The 18,233-nt window shown below is 39.6% G+C and carries 24 protein-coding genes; 13 read left to right on the forward strand and 11 right to left on the reverse strand.

The genetic code is table 11. From position 1 onward, the window contains the following. Nucleotides 1-2 precede the first annotated feature (2 nt). The 6 genes from cyoC to rplI all read left to right on the forward strand — a co-directional run bounded on the left by cyoC (nt 3) and on the right by rplI (nt 3,105). Nucleotides 3-623, forward strand: coding sequence for a cytochrome o ubiquinol oxidase subunit III (cyoC, locus tag I6L31_RS03825; protein WP_004988184.1), 621 nt, complete (start codon nt 3-5; stop codon nt 621-623). Beyond that, nucleotides 623-952: a cytochrome o ubiquinol oxidase subunit IV gene (gene cyoD / locus I6L31_RS03830; protein WP_004988185.1), complete on the forward strand. Its 330-nt coding sequence runs from the start codon at nt 623-625 to the stop codon at nt 950-952. The genes cyoC and cyoD overlap by 1 nt, the downstream gene beginning before the upstream one ends. Nucleotides 953-962: 10 nt before the next feature. Continuing rightward, on the forward strand, nt 963-1,841 hold the full coding sequence (gene cyoE, locus I6L31_RS03835) for a heme o synthase (RefSeq protein ID WP_004988191.1): 879 nt from the start codon (nt 963-965) through the stop codon (nt 1,839-1,841). A gap of 180 nt (nt 1,842-2,021) precedes the next feature. Next, complete coding sequence (rpsF, locus tag I6L31_RS03840) at nt 2,022-2,411, forward strand: 30S ribosomal protein S6 (protein ID WP_004988194.1); 390 nt, start codon at nt 2,022-2,024, stop codon at nt 2,409-2,411. 11 nt (nt 2,412-2,422) lie between these two features. After that, nucleotides 2,423-2,650, forward strand: a complete 228-nt coding sequence (rpsR, locus tag I6L31_RS03845) for a 30S ribosomal protein S18 (protein ID WP_004988197.1) — start codon at nt 2,423-2,425, stop codon at nt 2,648-2,650. Nucleotides 2,651-2,658: 8 nt separating this feature from the next. Continuing rightward, nucleotides 2,659-3,105: a 50S ribosomal protein L9 gene (gene rplI, locus I6L31_RS03850; protein ID WP_004988199.1), complete on the forward strand. Its 447-nt coding sequence runs from the start codon at nt 2,659-2,661 to the stop codon at nt 3,103-3,105. 373 nt (nt 3,106-3,478) lie between these two features. Here the strand turns inward: rplI and I6L31_RS03855 are convergent, their stop codons facing one another. The 8 genes from I6L31_RS03855 to I6L31_RS03890 all read right to left on the reverse strand — a co-directional run bounded on the left by I6L31_RS03855 (nt 3,479) and on the right by I6L31_RS03890 (nt 9,935). Then, nucleotides 3,479-4,666, reverse strand: a complete 1,188-nt coding sequence (locus I6L31_RS03855) for a vWA domain-containing protein (RefSeq protein ID WP_005004663.1) — start codon at nt 4,664-4,666, stop codon at nt 3,479-3,481. A gap of 12 nt (nt 4,667-4,678) precedes the next feature. Continuing rightward, nucleotides 4,679-5,530: an AAA family ATPase gene (locus I6L31_RS03860; RefSeq protein WP_004988203.1), complete on the reverse strand. Its 852-nt coding sequence runs from the start codon at nt 5,528-5,530 to the stop codon at nt 4,679-4,681. Nucleotides 5,531-5,552: 22 nt separating this feature from the next. Further along, nucleotides 5,553-5,954 carry a hypothetical protein gene (locus I6L31_RS03865; RefSeq protein WP_005004667.1) on the reverse strand — a complete coding sequence of 134 codons (402 nt, stop codon included), beginning with the start codon at nt 5,952-5,954 and terminating at the stop codon, nt 5,553-5,555. Then, a complete protein-coding gene (locus I6L31_RS03870) occupies nt 5,947-6,252 on the reverse strand; it encodes a YcgL domain-containing protein (protein ID WP_005004668.1) in 306 nt (101 codons plus the stop codon). Before I6L31_RS03870 ends, I6L31_RS03865 begins: the two co-directional genes overlap by 8 nt. A 111-nt stretch (nt 6,253-6,363) precedes the next feature. Further along, nucleotides 6,364-7,506 carry a ribonuclease D gene (locus tag I6L31_RS03875; RefSeq protein ID WP_004988211.1) on the reverse strand — a complete coding sequence of 381 codons (1,143 nt, stop codon included), beginning with the start codon at nt 7,504-7,506 and terminating at the stop codon, nt 6,364-6,366. Nucleotides 7,507-7,759: 253 nt separating this feature from the next. Beyond that, nucleotides 7,760-8,356 (reverse strand): recombination mediator RecR, encoded by a 597-nt coding sequence (gene recR / locus I6L31_RS03880; RefSeq protein WP_004988213.1) that lies wholly within the window; start codon nt 8,354-8,356, stop codon nt 7,760-7,762. Between the two features lie 24 nt (nt 8,357-8,380). Further along, on the reverse strand, nt 8,381-8,710 hold the full coding sequence (locus I6L31_RS03885) for a YbaB/EbfC family nucleoid-associated protein (RefSeq protein ID WP_004988215.1): 330 nt from the start codon (nt 8,708-8,710) through the stop codon (nt 8,381-8,383). Between the two features lie 34 nt (nt 8,711-8,744). After that, nucleotides 8,745-9,935 carry an O-succinylhomoserine sulfhydrylase gene (locus I6L31_RS03890; RefSeq protein ID WP_004988216.1) on the reverse strand — a complete coding sequence of 397 codons (1,191 nt, stop codon included), beginning with the start codon at nt 9,933-9,935 and terminating at the stop codon, nt 8,745-8,747. Nucleotides 9,936-10,078: 143 nt separating this feature from the next. Here I6L31_RS03890 and I6L31_RS03895 point away from each other — a divergent pair, with 143 nt between their 5' ends. The 5 genes from I6L31_RS03895 to I6L31_RS03915 all read left to right on the forward strand — a co-directional run bounded on the left by I6L31_RS03895 (nt 10,079) and on the right by I6L31_RS03915 (nt 14,278). Further along, on the forward strand, nt 10,079-11,176 hold the full coding sequence (locus I6L31_RS03895; protein ID WP_155237301.1) for an alpha/beta fold hydrolase: 1,098 nt from the start codon (nt 10,079-10,081) through the stop codon (nt 11,174-11,176). Nucleotides 11,177-11,179: 3 nt separating this feature from the next. Next, nucleotides 11,180-12,052, forward strand: coding sequence for an NAD(P)-dependent oxidoreductase (locus tag I6L31_RS03900; RefSeq protein WP_004988219.1), 873 nt, complete (start codon nt 11,180-11,182; stop codon nt 12,050-12,052). An 84-nt stretch (nt 12,053-12,136) separates the two neighbouring features. After that, a complete protein-coding gene (locus I6L31_RS03905; RefSeq protein ID WP_004988220.1) occupies nt 12,137-12,406 on the forward strand; it encodes a YARHG domain-containing protein in 270 nt (89 codons plus the stop codon). Between the two features lie 112 nt (nt 12,407-12,518). Further along, on the forward strand, nt 12,519-12,932 hold the full coding sequence (locus I6L31_RS03910; protein WP_004988221.1) for an HIT family protein: 414 nt from the start codon (nt 12,519-12,521) through the stop codon (nt 12,930-12,932). A 254-nt stretch (nt 12,933-13,186) separates the two neighbouring features. Next, the gene (locus tag I6L31_RS03915; protein WP_004988223.1) at nt 13,187-14,278 is read left to right on the forward strand and encodes a porin; all 1,092 of its coding nucleotides are present in this window, start codon (nt 13,187-13,189) and stop codon (nt 14,276-14,278) included. Between the two features lie 85 nt (nt 14,279-14,363). Here I6L31_RS03915 and tsaD read toward each other — a convergent pair whose 3' ends face one another. Further along, nucleotides 14,364-15,380 carry a tRNA (adenosine(37)-N6)-threonylcarbamoyltransferase complex transferase subunit TsaD gene (gene tsaD, locus I6L31_RS03920; protein ID WP_004988225.1) on the reverse strand — a complete coding sequence of 339 codons (1,017 nt, stop codon included), beginning with the start codon at nt 15,378-15,380 and terminating at the stop codon, nt 14,364-14,366. Between the two features lie 145 nt (nt 15,381-15,525). Here tsaD and rpsU point away from each other — a divergent pair, with 145 nt between their 5' ends. Both rpsU and I6L31_RS03930 read left to right on the forward strand, forming a co-directional pair. Beyond that, entirely contained in the window at nt 15,526-15,741 is a 216-nt protein-coding gene (gene rpsU, locus I6L31_RS03925) for a 30S ribosomal protein S21 (protein ID WP_001136722.1), read from the forward strand. 31 nt (nt 15,742-15,772) lie between these two features. Continuing rightward, entirely contained in the window at nt 15,773-16,219 is a 447-nt protein-coding gene (locus tag I6L31_RS03930; protein WP_004988228.1) for a GatB/YqeY domain-containing protein, read from the forward strand. A 112-nt stretch (nt 16,220-16,331) separates the two neighbouring features. On the opposite strand, the gene I6L31_RS03935 is transcribed toward I6L31_RS03930, so the two are convergent. Next, nucleotides 16,332-16,691, reverse strand: a complete 360-nt coding sequence (locus tag I6L31_RS03935) for a hypothetical protein (RefSeq protein WP_034698744.1) — start codon at nt 16,689-16,691, stop codon at nt 16,332-16,334. A 110-nt stretch (nt 16,692-16,801) separates the two neighbouring features. After that, nucleotides 16,802-18,214 carry a M48 family metalloprotease gene (locus I6L31_RS03940; protein WP_228128623.1) on the reverse strand — a complete coding sequence of 471 codons (1,413 nt, stop codon included), beginning with the start codon at nt 18,212-18,214 and terminating at the stop codon, nt 16,802-16,804. Nucleotides 18,215-18,233 lie beyond the last annotated feature (19 nt).

Below are 18,233 nucleotides of genomic sequence, written 5' to 3' on the forward strand. Positions count from 1 at the left end.
ATATGGCTGAAGTACTTCATCACGACAACCATGGCCATGACGGTCATCATGAACATGATGATACCGACTTAACGGTCTTTGGTTTCTGGACATACTTGATGAGTGACTTGATTTTATTCGGTACACTCTTCATCGCGTTCGCTGTTTTGAGCAGCCATGTTCCACCAGGTACACCAAGTGCACATGAGCTATTTGGTGAGTCTTTAGGTTTTGTTTTAACTGAAACCTTTGCTCTCTTGATCTCATCTGTCACTTTCGGTTTTGCAGTTCTGGCTTCGTACAAAAAGAACGTTAACCAAGTGATTATGTGGTTACTTATCACCTTTATCTTTGGTGCATCGTTCATTGGTATGGAACTTTATGAATTTCATCATTTAGTTCACGAAGGACATGGTCCAAGCACAAGTGCTTTCCTATCAGCATTCTTTACACTGGTTGGTACGCACGGTATTCACGTGACTTCTGGTTTGGTCTGGATGATTGTATTAATGTATCAGATCAAAACCAAAGGTCTGACATTACCAAATACACGTCGTCTTGCTTGCCTAAGTTTATTCTGGCACTTCCTTGACATCGTATGGATCTGTGTATTCAGCGTCGTTTACTTGATGGGAGTTCTCTAATGAGTAGTCACGATCATAATGCTGCTGGTGCATCTCACGGTAACGTTAAACAGTACACTGTAGGGTTTATTTTATCTGTTCTGCTCACCATCATCCCATTTGGGATGGTGATGGCAGGTGGATTTTCCCGCGGTCTATTAATGACCGTTATCGGAATTACAGCAGTTGCTCAGGTACTTGTACAACTTGTGTTTTTCTTACACATGAATACATCTTCTGAACAACGCTGGAATTTGATTGCATTCATTTATACTATTCTATGTATTGCCGTTCTTTTGATCGGTTCTGTATGGATCATGAACTATCTACACTTCAATATGATGCTCTAAACTGTTTGTCATGTTGAAAAAATATTTATTCCTGACTAAACCAGGAATTCTGTTTGGTAATTTCATTACCACCTTGGGCGGCTTTTTCTTAGCCGCCCAAGGACATGTAGATTTCCTCTTACTCATCCTCACCCTCTTAGGTACAACGCTTGTTGTAGCCTCAGGTTGTGTCATCAATAATGTAATTGATCAAGACATTGACCACAAAATGCAACGAACTCAAAATCGTGCCTTAGTTAAAAAAACGATTTCTCCATCCGTTGCACTTGTCTATGCCAGTGTGCTTGGAGTAATTGGTTTTAGCATTTTATGGTTTGGAGTGAATCCTTATTCATTCTTATTTGCTGTAATTGGTTTTGTTGTCTATGTGGGCTTTTATAGCCTCTGGTCTAAACGTACCACGATTCATCAAACCGTGATTGGTAGTATTTCTGGAGCGAGCCCTCCTGTCATTGGTTATGTTGCCGTCACCAATGAATTTGATGTAGCGGCTTTACTGATCTTCTTAGCTTATGGTCTTTGGCAGATGCCCCACTCTTGGGCAATTGCGATTTACCGCTTTGATGATTACAAAAATGCAGGTATCCCAATTTTACCAGTAGCGCGCTCTATTTTTAGAACCAAAGTTGAATGTGTCATTTACATTGTACTTTTTGCGGCAGTTCTCAATGGGCTTTACTGTTTTGGTTATACCAATGTCTTTTTTCTCATCACGTTTAATGCATTAACTGCATATTGGCTTTATTTATCACTCATTGGTTTTAAAGCTGAAAATGATCAGATTTGGGCAAAACGCTTTTTCCTGTATTCGGTAATCTTAATTACCTTACTCAGTGTAAGTTTTAGCTTTACTTACCATTCACCTGCGCCACATCTTCCTCTCTTTTAATAGAGAGGAAGATTTCTATTTATCCTGATTTGCACTGAAAACCATTTGTTTTTATTTGCACTTTTCTATATAATTCACCCTTCGCAATTTATGCGGCTTAACTTGAATTCATTATTCCAGTTATGACTCCTTGCTTCTAATTTTTATGTTAGGGGCTGTCCAAACCGTAAGGAGCTGACAATGCGTCATTACGAAATCGTACTTTTGGTACATCCAGACCAAAGCGATCAAGTAGTAGGTATGGTTGAACGCTATATCTCTCAGATCAAAGAAGCTGATGGTCAAATTCACCGTTTAGAAGATTGGGGCCGTCGTCAATTGGCTTACCCAATTAACAAAATTCACAAAGCACACTACATTCTTATGAATGTTGAATGTGGTCAAACGACTCTTGATGAATTAGAAGAATTGTTCCGTTATAACGACGCAATCATTCGTAACATCATCATTCGTCGTGAACACGCAATCACTGAAGAATCGTTACTTGCTAAAAGTGCTGAAGAAAAACGTGCGCGTAAAGCTCAACGTGAAGAAGCACAGCAATCACACGAATCTGCTGAAGAAGCTTAAGGAGAACATCAATGGCACGTTTTTACCGTCGTCGCAAGTTCTGCCGCTTTACAGCTGAGAATGTTGTGTACATCGACTACAAAGATATCGACACTTTAAAACAGTACATCACTGAAAACGGCAAGATTGTTCCTAGCCGTATCACTGGTACTAAAGCTCGTTATCAACGTCAATTAGCGCTTGCGATTAAACAAGCTCGTTACTTGGCTTTGATTCCGTACACTGACAACCATAAGTGAGGTGAGCTGTGGACGTTATCTTATTACAACGCATTAAGAACCTAGGTAAACTTGGTGACAAAGTATCAGTTAAAGCTGGTTTTGGCCGTAACTACTTGATCCCTCAGGGTAAAGCTGTTGCTGCTACTGAAGCAAACACTGCTGCTTTCGAAGCTCGTCGCGCTGAACTTGAGAAGCAAGAAGCTGAAGTATTAGCTGCTGCTCAATCACGTGCTGATCAATTGAACGAAGTGAATATCGTCATTACTGCGAAAGCGGGTGATGAAGGTAAACTATTTGGTTCTATCGGTACTCGTGACATCGCTGACGCATTAACTAATGCTGGTCTTACTGTAGACCGTGCAGAAGTTCGTTTACCGAATGGTGCGCTTCGTCACACTGGTGAATTCAACATCGCAATCCAATTGCATCATGATGTTGTTGCAGAAGTTCTCGTTACTATCGTATCTGAGTAATTTTTGTAAGAAAAAAGAGCATGCCTTTGCATGCTCTTTTTTTATTGTTCATTAATTTCTAAATAAATCTGATTTTATCTAAACTTGAAAAGCATAATAACAACTACTACTCAAGCAATACTCTAAAATTAAAGCCTGCTTTGAAAGTATTCAGTAATGCATTGTAAAGCATAGAAAGTTATTTATATCTGAGTATAGAGTTTGCAGAGAGCGATAAGTTGCATCGATATCCTCTGATTCTAAACGATGAAATGCCCAATGAAATTCATCAGGCATTTTTGTTTGAACTACTAAAAATCAAGTATCAATATAAAGTCCACACAACAATATGCACCAATTCATTTTTAATGTGCACTACCCAACCCAGTGAGTTTTAACGCGATAAATAACGCGTTAGATCTTCAACTCCTTTTAAAGTCATCGGGTACATATGATCATCAAAGATTTGCTTAATTAAGCTGATAGTTTGTGTGTAATGCCAATAATTTTCTTCTTCTGGATTTAGCCATGCAATCTTATCAAAATGCTGGCGCAAACGACGCAACCAAACCTCGCCTGCTTCATCATTCATATATTCAACTGAACCACCTGCCGAACGTAGTTCATAAGGTGCCATACTCGCATCACCAACCACAATCACACGGTAATCGCGTCCATATTTATGAAATAGATCCCATGTTTCCAAACGGCTTGCTTGTCGACGATGATTATCTTTCCAAACATAATCGTACAGGCAGTTATGAAAATAGAAGTATTCCAGTGTTTTAAATTCAGTTTTGGCAGCACTAAAAAGTTTTTCACATTGTGCGATATAAGAGTCCATCGAGCCGCCAACATCGAAAAGCATCAGCACTTTAACACGGTTACGTCTTTCAGGAACTAATTGTACATCCAATATGCCCTGCTTTGCAGTTTCACGGATTGTACCATCAACATCAAGTTCTTCCGCTGCACCTTGACGTGCAAATTTGCGTAAACGGCGTAAAGCCAGTTGCATCTGACGTGTTCCCAAAATCTGTTCATCGTCCAGATTTTGATATTTCCGTTGTTCCCAGACTTTAACTGCTGAACGTTTTCGGCCAGGTCCACCAATCCGCACGCCTTCAGGATGATCCCCAAACGCACCAAAAGGCGATGTACCACCTGTACCGATCATTCGATTGCCACCCTGATGTTTTTTATGCTGTTCACGTAAACGTTCTTCCAGCATTTTCATCAGTTCTTCCAAAGAACCTGCTTTTTGTAGCGCAGCTCTTTGTTCAGGAGTTAAATGTTTCTCCAGTAGCTCCAAATCCAGCCATTCTTTGGGGATCTTTTGGACTTGCTTCAGTAATTCATCCAGATCGAAGGTTTCTATCCCGTCAAAATAATCCTTAATCGCACGATCGAATTTATCAAAGAAACGCTCATCTTTGACCAAAATGGTTTTAGCAAGTTGATAAAATTCATTCTGATCTGCAAAGACCAGTCCTTCAGCGACAGCCTGATTTAAATCAATGAGTTCACGCGTCGTAACAGGAACGCCATATTTTCTGAGGGTATAAAACAGCCGCACAAACATAAGCGACCACCCTTAACGACGTGACATAAAGGCGAGTCGTTCTAACAGTTGTACATCTTGTTCATTTTTAATCAATGCACCATACAGCGGCGGAATGGCTTTAGATTTGTCGTGATTGCGCAGCACATCTTCTGGCATATCATCGGCCATCAGCAAACTTAACCAATCAATCAATTCAGATGTCGATGGCGGTTTTTTTAAATTTGGTACCTGACGTAATTTAAAGAAAATTTGTAATGCTTCACTCACCAGTGTCGTTGAAATTTTTGGAAAATGTACCGCAATAATTTCACGCATGGTCGCTTCATCAGGAAACTCAATATAATGAAAGAAACAACGACGCAAAAATGCATCTGGCAATTCTTTTTCATTATTTGAAGTAATGATCACAATCGGGCGCTGAATAGCGGTAATCGTTTCCCCTGTTTCATAAACATAAAACGACATTTTATCTAGTTCATGTAACAAGTCATTTGGAAACTCGATATCTGCTTTATCAATTTCATCAATCAATAAAACACAGCGCTCTTCACTGGTAAACGCTTCCCACAATTTCCCAGGTTTAATATAGTTTTTAATATCATAAACCCGATCATCACCTAACTGGCTATCACGTAAACGCGATACAGCATCGTATTCATATAAACCCTGTTGCGCTTTGGTCGTGGACTTAATGTGCCATGTAATCAGTTTTAAACCCAAACTTTCAGCGACTTGTTCTGCAAGTAGTGTTTTACCTGTACCCGGCTCACCTTTGACCAATAATGGTTTTTGTAGCGCACGTGCAGCTTTAACAGCAAGTTTTAAGCTATCCGTTGCGATGTACTGATCTGTACCCGAGAAATGTTGTGAATCAACAGCCATCTTATAACCTTTATTTTTTTACTTAAATGGACGCGCGACTTTCATCAGAAGCCACTTTGTTCATGCGATATTTCGACCACGAATAACCGATAATTAACCCCACCCCAGTGACCAAAAGAATAAGCGATACATTCGCCCATACCAGTGCTTGCTCTTTGGTTAAAACACCAAATAACACCCCAAAAATAGCAGGTGCGATTTCTGCATTTGCACCATCGGAAACAGTCGGTGTCGCTAAAATTGCAAACAGAACGATCCAACTAATTCCACCCAAGAGATGAGGAAGTCGTTTTGCCACACCATACCAACACCATAAGACAATAATGGTTCCCACGACATAGACTGTCACAGCAATACTATCTTCTGGAACTGAATCAAGTGAGGACAACAGGCCGTTCCATATTGCACTGAGTTGATCAAGCACCTCTTAACCCCTCTGGTTCATCGGTTGGATTGATAAATCCTTCTGGTGGCATTTGAATAAAAAAGCCAGTGGTTTGTAGTGAATCCATCACATGTAACACGTTGACACGCGCCAGTTTTCGTGACTGAGAAAGTTCAAGATGCATGACAAATGTTGGTCGGCCAAAAGCCTGTCGAATCGTTTCAGGAACATTTTCTAAAGGATCTTTTCCTTCGACCTCATCATTTGGATAGTCTGGACGAGCAATATAAATGTACATTTCATCTTTTTTGCTCGATCTATAAATATCACAGTGCATATTTTACTAAACTCTCATCACTTGCTAAAAAGCATACATCAAAAATTCGGTGGTGACATTAGCGAATCGTAACCCAACAGTCGTCCTGAAAGATCATTTGGCTCTCAAGACTTATCGCGCTACCTGCATTTGGTTCATTAAAAAATCTTCATCTTCACGCAGAATCTGGATCAGGGGCTGGGTTAATCGTTCATAACGCCAGCCGAGTAAATATTCTGGTAAATCTTGCTCATCCCCATGAAAAACAACGTGTTGATACAGTGCATTCATCCATTTTTTACGCAGTAGAACTTCTTTGGGAATTTCGGTCGTATCCACCACGTTTTGAATCAATTGTTGCATTTTCATGCTGACATTTTCTGAGCATTGTTTAATGGGTCGTGCCAAACGTAATGGCCATTCATTTTCTAGTGGCAGAAATTTAAGCAAATCCAGAATCGTTTTGCCATGTTCCCGAATAATATTTGGGCGAATATCTTTAATATGGGATAATTGGAAATTATTTTTTGGATTTTTCTCTACCAAATCAATCATGCTTGAATTTTTTAAAATAAAACTACGCGGCTGATTCAAGGCTTTAATCAGTTGTTCACGCCAGACACTAAGCTGCTGTAATTGCATCAATTGTTTACGTGAGTGACGATAATTTCCAATATCAGTATAAAGTAGATGAACAGGCGTTTCTCTGGCAATTTCTTTGGTTAGACTTTGACAATCTTCGAGTACAAAATCATATTTATTTTTTTGTTGTAATTGCGCTTTAAGCTGATCTGAAAGCTGAAACAAATAAATGACATCATTGGCTGCATAATTGAGTTGTTCAGTCGTTAAAGGCCGTGCCAACCAGTCTGAACGAGTCTGATCTTTGTCAATTTCAATATCTAAAATTAATTTCAGGGCATTTTGATAGCTGACCTGTAAACCATGCCCTAAAAATGACAAAGCAACTTGTGTATCAAATACATTTTCCAACACATCTTGCTGAGCATAATGATAAATCAGATCAATATCTTCACCACAAGCATGGAAAATATTTTGCTTGGCAAGATAGAGTTTATTCCAAAAAGGCGTTAAATCCAGAGCAGCACCATCGAGTAAATAGATTTGCTCATTCACATTAATCTGGAATACACCCAACTTTGGCCAAAGCGTATCAACTTTAATAAATTCGGTGTCCAAAGCATACTCTGGATATTGATCCATTTGCTGAAGAACGTGAGCAAAATCATCTTGCTGCTGAATAAAATGAAACATGTTTTCTCGATTTAACAACTAGCGCAGTTAACTGCGTCTGTATATATAACACTACAATTTGAGAATATTCTAGCCAAAACGTTATTAATGCTTTATTTTTTGAACGAAATTATCATTATATTTTTTAATTAACTTTTTAAGCCCTTTCTCTCTCAAATAAATTTCAGTTTTGTATCGCTTTACAACATGAAGAATCAATCCAGAGTCTGGTTTAATTTGAACTTAAAAGCTAAAAGTATGAAACAAGAATGCCTCATTTCATACGCATACGATTATGAACGGCCTGACTTAAAGTATGGCTATCGACATATTCAAGTTCACCACCTTGCGGTACGCCTTGAGCAATACGCGTCATATTCAGTGGTAAGTGCTTGGTAGCTTCTACCAGATAATGCGCGGTTGCCTGACCTTCTACAGTCGCATTGGTCGCCAAAATCACTTCTTCAATCTGCCCTTCACTTAGACGCTGAATCAGATAAGGAATGCCGATTTCTTCGGGACCAATGCCATCAAGTGGAGATAAATGCCCACCCAATACATGGTATTTCCCACGGAAACTACCGCTTTGCTCAATCGCCATGACATCGGCTGGAGATTCAACCACACACAACAATTGTTGATCACGATCATTGGAAAGACAAATATCACAAATTTCATTTTCAGTCAGAGAATGACATATTTTACATTCATGAATATGCGAAGAGGCTTCATGTAAAGCGTGTGCCAAACCAAAAGCACCTTCACGATTTTTCATCAGTAAATGTAATGCCATACGTTGAGCCGATTTCGGCCCAACGCTGGGTAAAACTCGTAATGCTTGAACAAGTTGTTCAAATCGATCACTAAACACAGATATTCCTCTGATAAAATCTGCTTAGAACATACCTGCTAAGCCAGGAGGTAAACCCATGCCTGAGTTTGCACTTTTCATTTTTTCATCCGCAACCAGTTCTGCCTGACGAACGGCATCATTTACTGCGGCAGCAATTAAGTCTTCAATCATATCTGGTTCGTCTTGAAGTAAATCAGGACTGATTTCGACACGTTTAACCACAAAGCGACCTGTCATGGTCACTTTAACCAACCCGCCGCCTGCTTCTGCTTTAACCTCAGTATTAGCCAACTCTTCTTTTGCCTTTTTGGCATTGGCTTCCATATCTTTTTGCATGCGTTGTGCTTGCTGCATGAGCATATTAATGTTCATAAATTTTTCTCCAAAAGATTTAAAACTAATAAGTTCAAATTAAAGCTAAACCACGTTCAATATCGCGAATAATATCTGAAATATTTTCAATTCCTACAGAAACTCGAATTAAGCCTTCCTGTATGCCTGCTGCCTGCTTTGCTTCAGGTGACAATTTACCATGAGTCGTCGTGGCAGGATGGGTAATTGTTGATTTTACATCGCCAAGATTACCTGTAATCGAGATAAACTGAGTATTATCGATGACTTTCCACGCGCCTTCACGACCGCTTTTTACTACGAAAGAGACAATACCACCAAAGCCATTTTGTTGTTTGGCTGCACGCTCATGACCAATATGTTCAGGCAAACCCGCATAATACACTTTTTCAACTTTGTCGTGCTGATTAAGCCATTCAGCAAGCTGTTGCGCATTTTCACAGTGTGCTTTCATTCTTAAACGTAAAGTTTCCAGACCTTTTAAGAACACCCAAGCATTAAATGGACTCATCGATGGGCCCAGTGTACGCACCACACCAAATACTTCTTCGAGTAACTTATGGTTGCCTGTCACAGCACCACCTAAAGCTCGACCCTGTCCATCCAGATATTTAGTGGCTGAATAAACCACCAAATCTGCACCCAATTTTAAAGGTTGCTGCAAAACTGGCGTACAAAAACTGTTATCCACTACTAACATTGCATTTTGAGCATGAGCAATATCGGCCAAGAGTGGAATATCAGCAATTTCAGCCAAAGGGTTGGATGGCGACTCGATAAACAAAATTTTGGTTTCTGGGCGCATCGCATTTTTCCATGCATCCAGATCATTTAAATCGACAAAGGTGACATCAACACCAAACTTTGCGATATATTTTTCAAATAATGCCACGATTGAGCCAAAAACGGCACGAGAACAAATGACATGATCCCCTGCTTTTAAAAAAGCCATGCAAACAGATAAAATGGCACCCATACCAGAACTCGTCGCAACTGCACGTTCAGCTCCATCCATTGCAGCAAGACGTTTTTCAAACATGGCCACGGTTGGATTGGTAAAACGAGAATAGATATTTCCCGCCACTTCGCCAGAAAACTTGGCAGCCGCTTCTGCTGCATTTTCATATACGAAAGACGAGGTCAGAAAAATAGGTTCAGCATGTTCACCTTCAAAACTACGGGTATGCCCTGTACGGATTGCAAGAGTATCTAACTGGTATTCTAATTCATCGTTTTGGCTATGCATTGCTTTGTTCTCAGTCTAAAGACCGCTCAAGTGGAAAAACTGCCAACATTTTGAGCTTCTACGGTATTTAAGGTCAAGGTAAAAGATCAAATTATCGCTTAGACTTCATCCAAACTTTTTTGGATCTGAGAAATATGCAACGAATGGAATCATTCAAATCACTTATCCATCATCAGCAAATCAAACTTAAACATCTTTCAGCGCGTCTTTTTCATGAAGAATCTCTGGTTTTATCACAAACAACACCCTATCAAGTGATTGCAGAGTTTGGGCAGACGCGAGTTCGTTATTATGCAGCAGCCGACAAATCTTATAAAGAACCCTTAGTTTTTGTTGCACCTTTGGCGATTAATATGGCGATTTATGATCTTTATCCTTATCGCTCACTGATTCAATACTTTCAAAAACATGGTTTTGATGTCTATCTGGTAGATTGGGGTCGTTTAACTTATCAAGATCGTCATCTCAATTTTTTATCTTTTGTCAGTAAAGCACTGCCTGAATATATTCAAGTGATTCGTGAACATTCTCAAAGTGATCAAATTTCACTGCATGGTTGGAGTATGGCGGGTATTTTTGTGTTGTTATACAGTGCGCTCAATCAGCCAAATTACGTTAAAAATTTGATTGTTTTAGGAAGCCCAATTGATAGTTATGCATCTGGACGCATTGGTAAACTTTATCAATTTATGCATAAAACTATCGATCGACATAAAAAATTACAGCAACGAATTTATAACGGACTACCCAAACGCTTAATTCACACCCCAGGAATTTTAAATGCGTTGGGTTTTAAAATTCTTGATCCGAAAGGCTGGATTGATGGTCATATACAACTTTTAAAAAACCTTGAAAATAAAAAACTGGTGCAGGAACATGCCACACTCGGTAATTTTTTAAATAATATGATCGATTATCCAGGTGGAATTAATCAGGACATGTTATTTAATGTCTGGCTACAAAATCCTCTTAAAAAAGGCATTATTCATCTTAAAGATCAAGTTATTGAATTAAAAAATATTCGATCATCATTGTTGGTGGGTGCAGGTCGTAGTGATCAATTGGTTACAGCAGATGCTGTAAAACCCCTCACCCAATTGACAAATAGTAGTGATGTCACGTTTACTCTAATTCCCGGTGGGCATTTAGGACTCATGTCCAGTCAGGCCAGTTCCGATGAGTTTTGGCCCATATTTAAAGATTGGCTCACACAACGTTCAACGCAGATAACAAAAGAGTAGATTATGGTTCAATCAGTTGCATTTATTGGTCTTGGCGCGATGGGTTATCGCATGGCATCGCATTTACCCAAACATTTCGATACCGTGTATGTCTGGAATCGAAATATGGACAAAGCCAAACAACATGCAGCTACATATGGAACTCAAGCGGTTGATTTAACGCAAGCGGTACAGGCAGACATCATTTTTTCATGTTTACCGACCAGTGCTGATGTCGAACATTTGATCAATAGTGTTCAATTAAAATCAGGCAGCATTTGGGTCGACTGTACCAGTGGTGTGCCTGATTCAGCTCGTAAACTCGCTACACAACTCAAAACTGAAAATATTGATTTTTTAGATGCGCCTGTCAGCGGCCAAACCATTGGTGCAGATAATGCAACATTAACGGTTATGGTGGGTGGAGATCAGGCTGCTTTTGAACGTGCGTTGCCCGCTATTCAGGCATTTGGAAAACTGATTAAACATGTCGGCACATCAGGCGCAGGTTTTGCGGTAAAAGCGGTCAACAACATGTTACTCGCAGTTAATCTATGGTCTGTTGCTGAGGGCTTTACCACACTGAAAGCGCATGGTGTCAATCTGACAGAAGCTATGGACTGCATTAACGCGTCAAGCGGAAAAAGTGGTGTGACCGAAACTGTATTGCCGCAACGTATTTTGAATCGTAGTTTTCCTGTGACTTTTGGATTACCACTACTCGCTAAAGATACAGGTATTGCACTAGATCTGGTTCGTGATGCCAACTTACCAGCGCCAGTAATTGCTTTAGTACAGAGTCTAATTCAAGCTGCCAGTCTTACTGCTGAAGAAAATAGCGACTTCTCAGCTGCCATAAAAATGTATGAATCGTGGAGTAAAATTACACTAGAGTAATGATTCAACATTGCTTTTTCCTGTAAAGCCCCTATATTTAGACATAGGTCGTTACATTTACACCGATGAAAAGAGGATACCCTCATGAATAAGTTCGCTGTTGCACTTTTTACTGGAATGATGACCCTTGCAGGTGTCTCAGTGCACGCTGCAACATCCGATCAAGAATGCAAAAAACTTCAGGATGACTCTAACCTCATCTATGCATCAAAAGGTTTTTGTTTTAAAGATCCAGAAGCCAAAGCTAAATATGGAAATGAAAACTGTCATACCACCAAACCCAAATTTTCTGATAAAGAACAACAACGTCTTGACCAGATTGAACAGCGTCAGAAAGAGCTAAACTGTAAATAATAAATTTCTTTGATCACTGATTAGTCCCTCTTTATTCTTTTCAAAAAAGGAATAAAGGGCTTATGAAAGAAATCAAATATCAAAATGTATTAGAGGTTTGAAGGATAATAATATGGCCTACGATGAGCAGAATATTTTTGCCCGAATCATTCGCGGTGAACTTCCAGCAATCAAGTTATATGAAGATGATCAGGTACTTGCATTTATGGACATTATGCCTCAGGCGGATGGTCATGCTTTGGTCATCCCTAAAACTCCTGCGGTGACTTTACTTGATTTGCCCCCTGAAGCAGCGGCTTATACCATTCAAGTCGTACAAAAAGTTGCTCAAGCCATTGAAAAAGCACTGGATGCTAAAGGTATTGTTTTAATGCAACTGTCTGGTGAAGCTGCGGGTCAAACCGTTCCACATGTGCATTTTCATCTGATTCCTAGCTCTATTCATCAATTGGGTCGTCATGCCGCACAAATGGGTGATCAGGAAAAAATTAAAACCCTTGCAGAAAAGATAAAAGCTGAACTTTGAGTAAAATTAAGGTTTATAAAAATGGAGCTTAGGCTCCTTTTTTTATATAAAAACAATAAAATCAAATATTAAAATAAATTTCAATCCATCACCTGTCATCAAACTGTCACGTATTTTTCACCCATTTGTAACAAAGTTTAAAGATACTGCTTAGCAAGTTGGTGAGCTTCTGTAATTTTTTGTACATAAGCAAACTTTAAAAAAATAGTGAATTTGGGCATATGCCACTGAACTTGTGTTTTGGAGAAATCTCAATGAAAAAATTGCTTATCGCTGCCGCAGTATCAACGCTTAGCATCACCGCAGCGCAAGCAGCGCCAACTTTGTACGGTAAACTTAATGTTACCTTAGACCAAGTTGATAACAGTGATTTTGCAGGAAATGATGTCACTGCACTTAATTCAAATGCTTCACGTATCGGGGTAAAAGGTGAAGAAAAATTAACAGACAAAGTATCTGTTGTATATTTGGCTGAATGGGCAATCTCTACAGATGGTTCAGGTTCAGATACTGACTTAAGTATGCGTAACCGCTTTTTAGGTTTAAAATTCAATAAAATCGGGACTTTAAAAGCTGGTCGTTACGATACTTATTTTAAAACAAATGCGGGTAACAATCAGGATATCTTCAACGATCACACGATCTTAGATATGACTTCTGTTCTTCATGGTGAAGAGCGTTCAAATAACGCGATTGGCTTTGAAACAGATAAAGAGCTGATTATTCCAGGCTTACAGTTCAATATCATGGCGCAACAAGGCGAAGATACCAAAACTGATAATACGAGCTTGGGTAAAGAAGGTAAGCGTGATGGCTTTGGAGATGGGATCTCAACTTCTTTAACTTATGAAAATAAAGATTATGGATTGGCTGCTGGTATTGCGGGTAATTTTGGATTAGCTGGTAAATATAATGCCTACAGTCTTTCTGGTATCTATTCAGACGCTGTTCGTGTAACAGGTTCTATTGATTTGGCAAAAGCAGGTGTCGATGGTTTAGTATTCGGTGCTTTATGGCAAAATGCTCAACCTACTGATGACACAGTATCGACCACAAGTGGTACAACTGTAACGTCGTATAAAGGTCTTGAAGAAGATGCATGGGGTTTAACCGCTGCTTATGCAATTGCTTCTACACCTTGGAAAATCAAAGGTGAATATATTGAATCAAATACCTCTGTCGACAATCGCTCAGATCGTAAAATTTCTCAATATGGCTTAGGCGTAGATTATAACTTCAATAAACAAGCTCGTTTTTATGGCGTATTGGCGCAACAAAAACGTGACTGGTTATCTGATGATGACAAGAAAACTGTTGTTGGCGTAGGTATGGAATATAACTTCTAATACTTCGCTACAAAAAAATAAAAGGGTACAGTCCATAGATTGTACCCTTTTATTTTTAATTGATTTTTAAATGCTTTTTCTGTGCTTATACTGCATTCGGATTTTTAAGCTCAGTCATCGGCCATCTTGGTGTTGTGGTCACTTCAAGCCCATCGTGTTGTCCAGCTTTTAAACGCTCATACCCTGCAAAAGCGATCATGGCGCCATTATCGGTACATAAAGCGGGTTCTGCATAATAGACTTGGGCTTTAATCTTTTGCAAAGACGTTTCTAATTGTTCACGTAAGCGCAGATTGGCACTAACACCACCTGCAATCACCAATCGTTTTAATCCCGTTTGCTTTAAAGCTTTGACGGATTTTTTAACCAGAGTATCCACGATCGCTTCTTGAAAGGATGCCGCAATATCTGCATCACGATTTTCTTCGCCCAATTTTTTTAGCTGAACTGAAACTGCTGTTTTTAAACCGCTAAATGAAAAGTCCAATCCTTGATGTAACATGGGGCGCGGAAAATCAAAAGCTTGAGCATCTCCCTGTAAGGCTAATTTTGCAATATTTGGCCCACCGGGATAAGGTAACTCCATCATTTTTGCGACTTTATCAAATGCTTCACCTGCTGCATCATCAATAGATTCACCAAGTAGTTCGTACTGACCAATGCCATAAGCCGCCATTAGCTGGGTATGACCACCAGATACAAGTAGTGCCACAAAAGGGAACGCTGGCGGCGTGGCAGATAACAATGGCGCAAGCATATGCCCTTCCATGTGATGCACACCTATCGCAGGTTTATTCAATGCCAACGCCAATGTTCGTCCAAACAATGCACCTGTCATCAGCGCACCCATTAAACCTGGGCCACGGGTATAGGCGACTGCATCAATGTCTTTTTTATCGATTTGACTTTGCGCAAGCAGTTCGTTCAATAATGGAATGAGTTTACGTACATGATCACGTGAGGCTAGTTCTGGCACCACACCGCCATATTCCGCATGGAGTTTAATTTGACTGTAAAGCACCTGTCCACGCAGTCCTTGCTCGCTATCGTAAATCGCCAAGCCAGTTTCGTCACAAGAGGTTTCCAAGCCTAAAACAATCATTAAAATGCCTATATTTTTACGACTAAAATTCTGCCAACGCTATTATAGACTTGTGATATCAGTTGTAAATGAGTAAAATACTGAGCTTCACTTGTCATCGAGGCAATCCTGCGCTCGATGTTATCCATAATCTAGAGGATTTTACATGCCACAAGTTAAGTTGAAAGAAGGCGAACCAGTTGACGTAGCAATCCGTCGTTTCAAACGTTCATGCGAAAAAGCTGGTGTTTTAGCTGACGTTCGTAAGCGCGAGTTCTACGAAAAACCGACTCAAGAACGTAAGCGTAAAAAAGCTGCTGCTGTTAAGCGTTACCAAAAGAAATTGGCACGCGAATCTGTACGTACTACTCGCCTTTACTAATTAATTTGTGATTGACTGTCTGGATAATTAAATGACTACTTTGAAGAACCAAATAACTGAAGTTTTAAAAGCCACTATGCGTGCTAAAGAAATGAATAAGTTAACGGTGATTCGTGGTTTACAGGCAGCAATTAAGCAAATCGAAGTCGATGAGCGCGTAGAGCTTGACGATTCGCAAGTTCTTGCGGTCATTGAAAAGCAAATTAAACAGCGTAAAGAATCGGTCAAAGCCTTTGAAGGCGCAGGCCGTGATGATTTAGCTAGTAAAGAACAAGCCGAAATTGAGGTGTTATCCCAATTTCTACCAGAAGCTATGACTGAGGAAGAGCTTGATTCTCTCATTGAGCAAACGATTGCTGCTCAAGGTGCTACTAGCATGAAAGATATGGGTAAGGTGATGAACTCTCTACGTCCGATCATAGCCGGACGTGCCGATCCTGCACAAGTATCTGCAAAAATTAAAGCAAAACTAGGCTAATTGATATTTAGCTTGATTTGCCACTTGTCTATTTCACATACAATTTTTAGAATAGATTGATGAGATTCATATTAAATGAGTCGACTATAAATTTCTTTCTGAATGTATTTATTTACTGCAAATGACACTGAATATTATATTTTTTCAAAATTTGCATTTCTTTTGATGCCATCACCTGATTAATAAAATCCTGTTTTGTCATTTTCGCATAAGAAAGCGGTAAGTCTGATCGATATTGATCATTAACCTGATATAAATCTTGCACATATTGATTCACAATGCCACAAAATTGCGTTTGTTGTGTTGGAGTAAACTGCGTCTGTTGTGGATTGAGTGAGCGTAAAAAATGACGCATATCCGTATTATAAGTATTCGAAATTTTTTCAACTGAGCGTATATAACGTTCAGGCGGTGCCGCAAAAATTGACTGCCCCAAAATCACTAAACTTAACAATAATGTGAACTTTTTCATAACTATAATCAATATCATACTTCTCATGTTAGCTTAATAGCTAAAATATTTTTTGCAACGTAAATTTCATATTGAAAGACGCTTTTAGATCAACCAGAGTTATACTTAAATTAGATTTTCAATAACCGCTCTGACTGCATTTGTTTTAAACGATCTTCAATCTTGGCACTCATGGCATTATTGCCTTTTGCTAAACGTTGCGCATGTAACATCGACTTTATCGCATTTTCCTCATAACCAGACCAATATTCTACTTCAGCTCGATAGCGCAAGACATTGACGGTTCTTAGCGATGATTGGGTATCTGCATTGGCAGCTTGTTGTAGTAATCGCCATCCTTCGATGTCTTTATTATTGGTATTGATAAATCGTTGTACTAGTGTCTGTGCTTCGGCACTTTTACCTTGTCGAATCAGGATTTCAGCGAGCTTATATGCTAAAGGACGATTTTCGGGCATGGTGCGCTGGGTATTGATGATTGCCTGATAAGCATCATCCAGTTTATTTTGATTTAAATAAATATCAGCTTGTAAGATGCTAATCAGAGTATTGCTCGGGAAAGTTGTCTTTACCCCATCAAGCATAGTTTGCGCTTTGGCATAATCACCCTGATTGTTATAAAAAGCACTCATGGCCAGTTGAGCAGGTTTGTTATTTTGATTCACTTGAATCTGCAATAATTGTTCTGTGACTTGATTGGTTTCAACCAAGGTATACCATTTTAAAATCTGAAAATCAGGATCGTACAATTTGGACTTCACTTTAGGAAACTGATTGGCACGCAAACGCGACTCACTCATCCGCTCAGAAGTCAGTGGATGCGTCATCCAAAAATCAGGCAGATAGCTTAATCGACTTGTAGAACGATTCATGGTTTCAAAAAAATCAGCCATACTTTGTGGATTATAACCCGCGGCATACATATATTGCATACCTATACGATCTGCTTCGCGCTCTTGATTTCGACTATAGGTCAATTGATTATCCATCAAAGCGGCTTGTGTACCTAACATAACCGCAGCACCAGCATCCGATTTGGTCTGTGCTGCAATTGCAGCACCCACTAAAATCCCTGCAAGGGCTAATAAGCCCTGCCCCTTAAATGCTTCTTGTGATCGACTATAATGTCGCTGACTGACATGGGCAATTTCATGCGCCATCACCCCTGCAACTTCATCAATATTGTGCGCAGACGCAATTAAACCCGAATTTAAGGCAAATAGCCCACCCGGAACAGCAAATGCATTAATTTGTGGATCATTGACTACCACCATTCCAATGGGCTGACCCAATTGCGTCTGACTGAGTATTTGAGCGAACACTCGAAAAAACTGATCCTCAAGCCATGGATCATGCAAAATAGGCAACTGCCTTTGAACCTGACGGTAAACTTTCTCTCCAATCATTTTTTCTTTTTGTTGATCGATCAACCCGATACCGCTTCCAATTTCAGGCACTTCTACCTGAGAAGTAGCAGATTGATAGAAATAATCGGAATGTGCCTGCGCAACTCCAGTCAGCATAGATAACGTCAAAACAGTT

Source organism: Acinetobacter septicus, assembly GCF_019355975.1.
GTDB classification, from domain to species: Bacteria; Pseudomonadota; Gammaproteobacteria; order Pseudomonadales; family Moraxellaceae; genus Acinetobacter; species Acinetobacter ursingii.

Excerpts from the sequence above, each read along its gene's own strand:
- I6L31_RS03855 (WP_005004663.1), bottom strand. The coding sequence starts at position 4,666 with ATGTTTGTGCGGCTGTTTTATACCCTCAGAAAATATGGCGTTCCTGTT.
- I6L31_RS03905 (WP_004988220.1), top strand. The coding sequence starts at position 12,137 with ATGAATAAGTTCGCTGTTGCACTTTTTACTGGAATGATGACCCTTGCA.
- I6L31_RS03935 (WP_034698744.1), bottom strand. The coding sequence starts at position 16,691 with ATGAAAAAGTTCACATTATTGTTAAGTTTAGTGATTTTGGGGCAGTCA.
- I6L31_RS03915 (WP_004988223.1), top strand. The coding sequence starts at position 13,187 with ATGAAAAAATTGCTTATCGCTGCCGCAGTATCAACGCTTAGCATCACC.
- tsaD (WP_004988225.1), bottom strand. The coding sequence starts at position 15,380 with ATGATTGTTTTAGGCTTGGAAACCTCTTGTGACGAAACTGGCTTGGCG.
- I6L31_RS03890 (WP_004988216.1), bottom strand. The coding sequence starts at position 9,935 with ATGCATAGCCAAAACGATGAATTAGAATACCAGTTAGATACTCTTGCA.
- I6L31_RS03910 (WP_004988221.1), top strand. The coding sequence starts at position 12,519 with ATGGCCTACGATGAGCAGAATATTTTTGCCCGAATCATTCGCGGTGAA.
- cyoC (WP_004988184.1), top strand. The coding sequence starts at position 3 with ATGGCTGAAGTACTTCATCACGACAACCATGGCCATGACGGTCATCAT.
- I6L31_RS03870 (WP_005004668.1), bottom strand. The coding sequence starts at position 6,252 with ATGCACTGTGATATTTATAGATCGAGCAAAAAAGATGAAATGTACATT.
- rpsR (WP_004988197.1), top strand. The coding sequence starts at position 2,423 with ATGGCACGTTTTTACCGTCGTCGCAAGTTCTGCCGCTTTACAGCTGAG.
- I6L31_RS03875 (WP_004988211.1), bottom strand. The coding sequence starts at position 7,506 with ATGTTTCATTTTATTCAGCAGCAAGATGATTTTGCTCACGTTCTTCAG.
- rpsU (WP_001136722.1), top strand. The coding sequence starts at position 15,526 with ATGCCACAAGTTAAGTTGAAAGAAGGCGAACCAGTTGACGTAGCAATC.
- cyoE (WP_004988191.1), top strand. The coding sequence starts at position 963 with ATGTTGAAAAAATATTTATTCCTGACTAAACCAGGAATTCTGTTTGGT.
- I6L31_RS03895 (WP_155237301.1), top strand. The coding sequence starts at position 10,079 with ATGGAATCATTCAAATCACTTATCCATCATCAGCAAATCAAACTTAAA.
- rpsF (WP_004988194.1), top strand. The coding sequence starts at position 2,022 with ATGCGTCATTACGAAATCGTACTTTTGGTACATCCAGACCAAAGCGAT.
- I6L31_RS03860 (WP_004988203.1), bottom strand. The coding sequence starts at position 5,530 with ATGGCTGTTGATTCACAACATTTCTCGGGTACAGATCAGTACATCGCA.
- I6L31_RS03885 (WP_004988215.1), bottom strand. The coding sequence starts at position 8,710 with ATGAACATTAATATGCTCATGCAGCAAGCACAACGCATGCAAAAAGAT.
- I6L31_RS03930 (WP_004988228.1), top strand. The coding sequence starts at position 15,773 with ATGACTACTTTGAAGAACCAAATAACTGAAGTTTTAAAAGCCACTATG.
- cyoD (WP_004988185.1), top strand. The coding sequence starts at position 623 with ATGAGTAGTCACGATCATAATGCTGCTGGTGCATCTCACGGTAACGTT.
- I6L31_RS03940 (WP_228128623.1), bottom strand. The coding sequence starts at position 18,214 with ATGCTGACTGGAGTTGCGCAGGCACATTCCGATTATTTCTATCAATCT.
- I6L31_RS03900 (WP_004988219.1), top strand. The coding sequence starts at position 11,180 with ATGGTTCAATCAGTTGCATTTATTGGTCTTGGCGCGATGGGTTATCGC.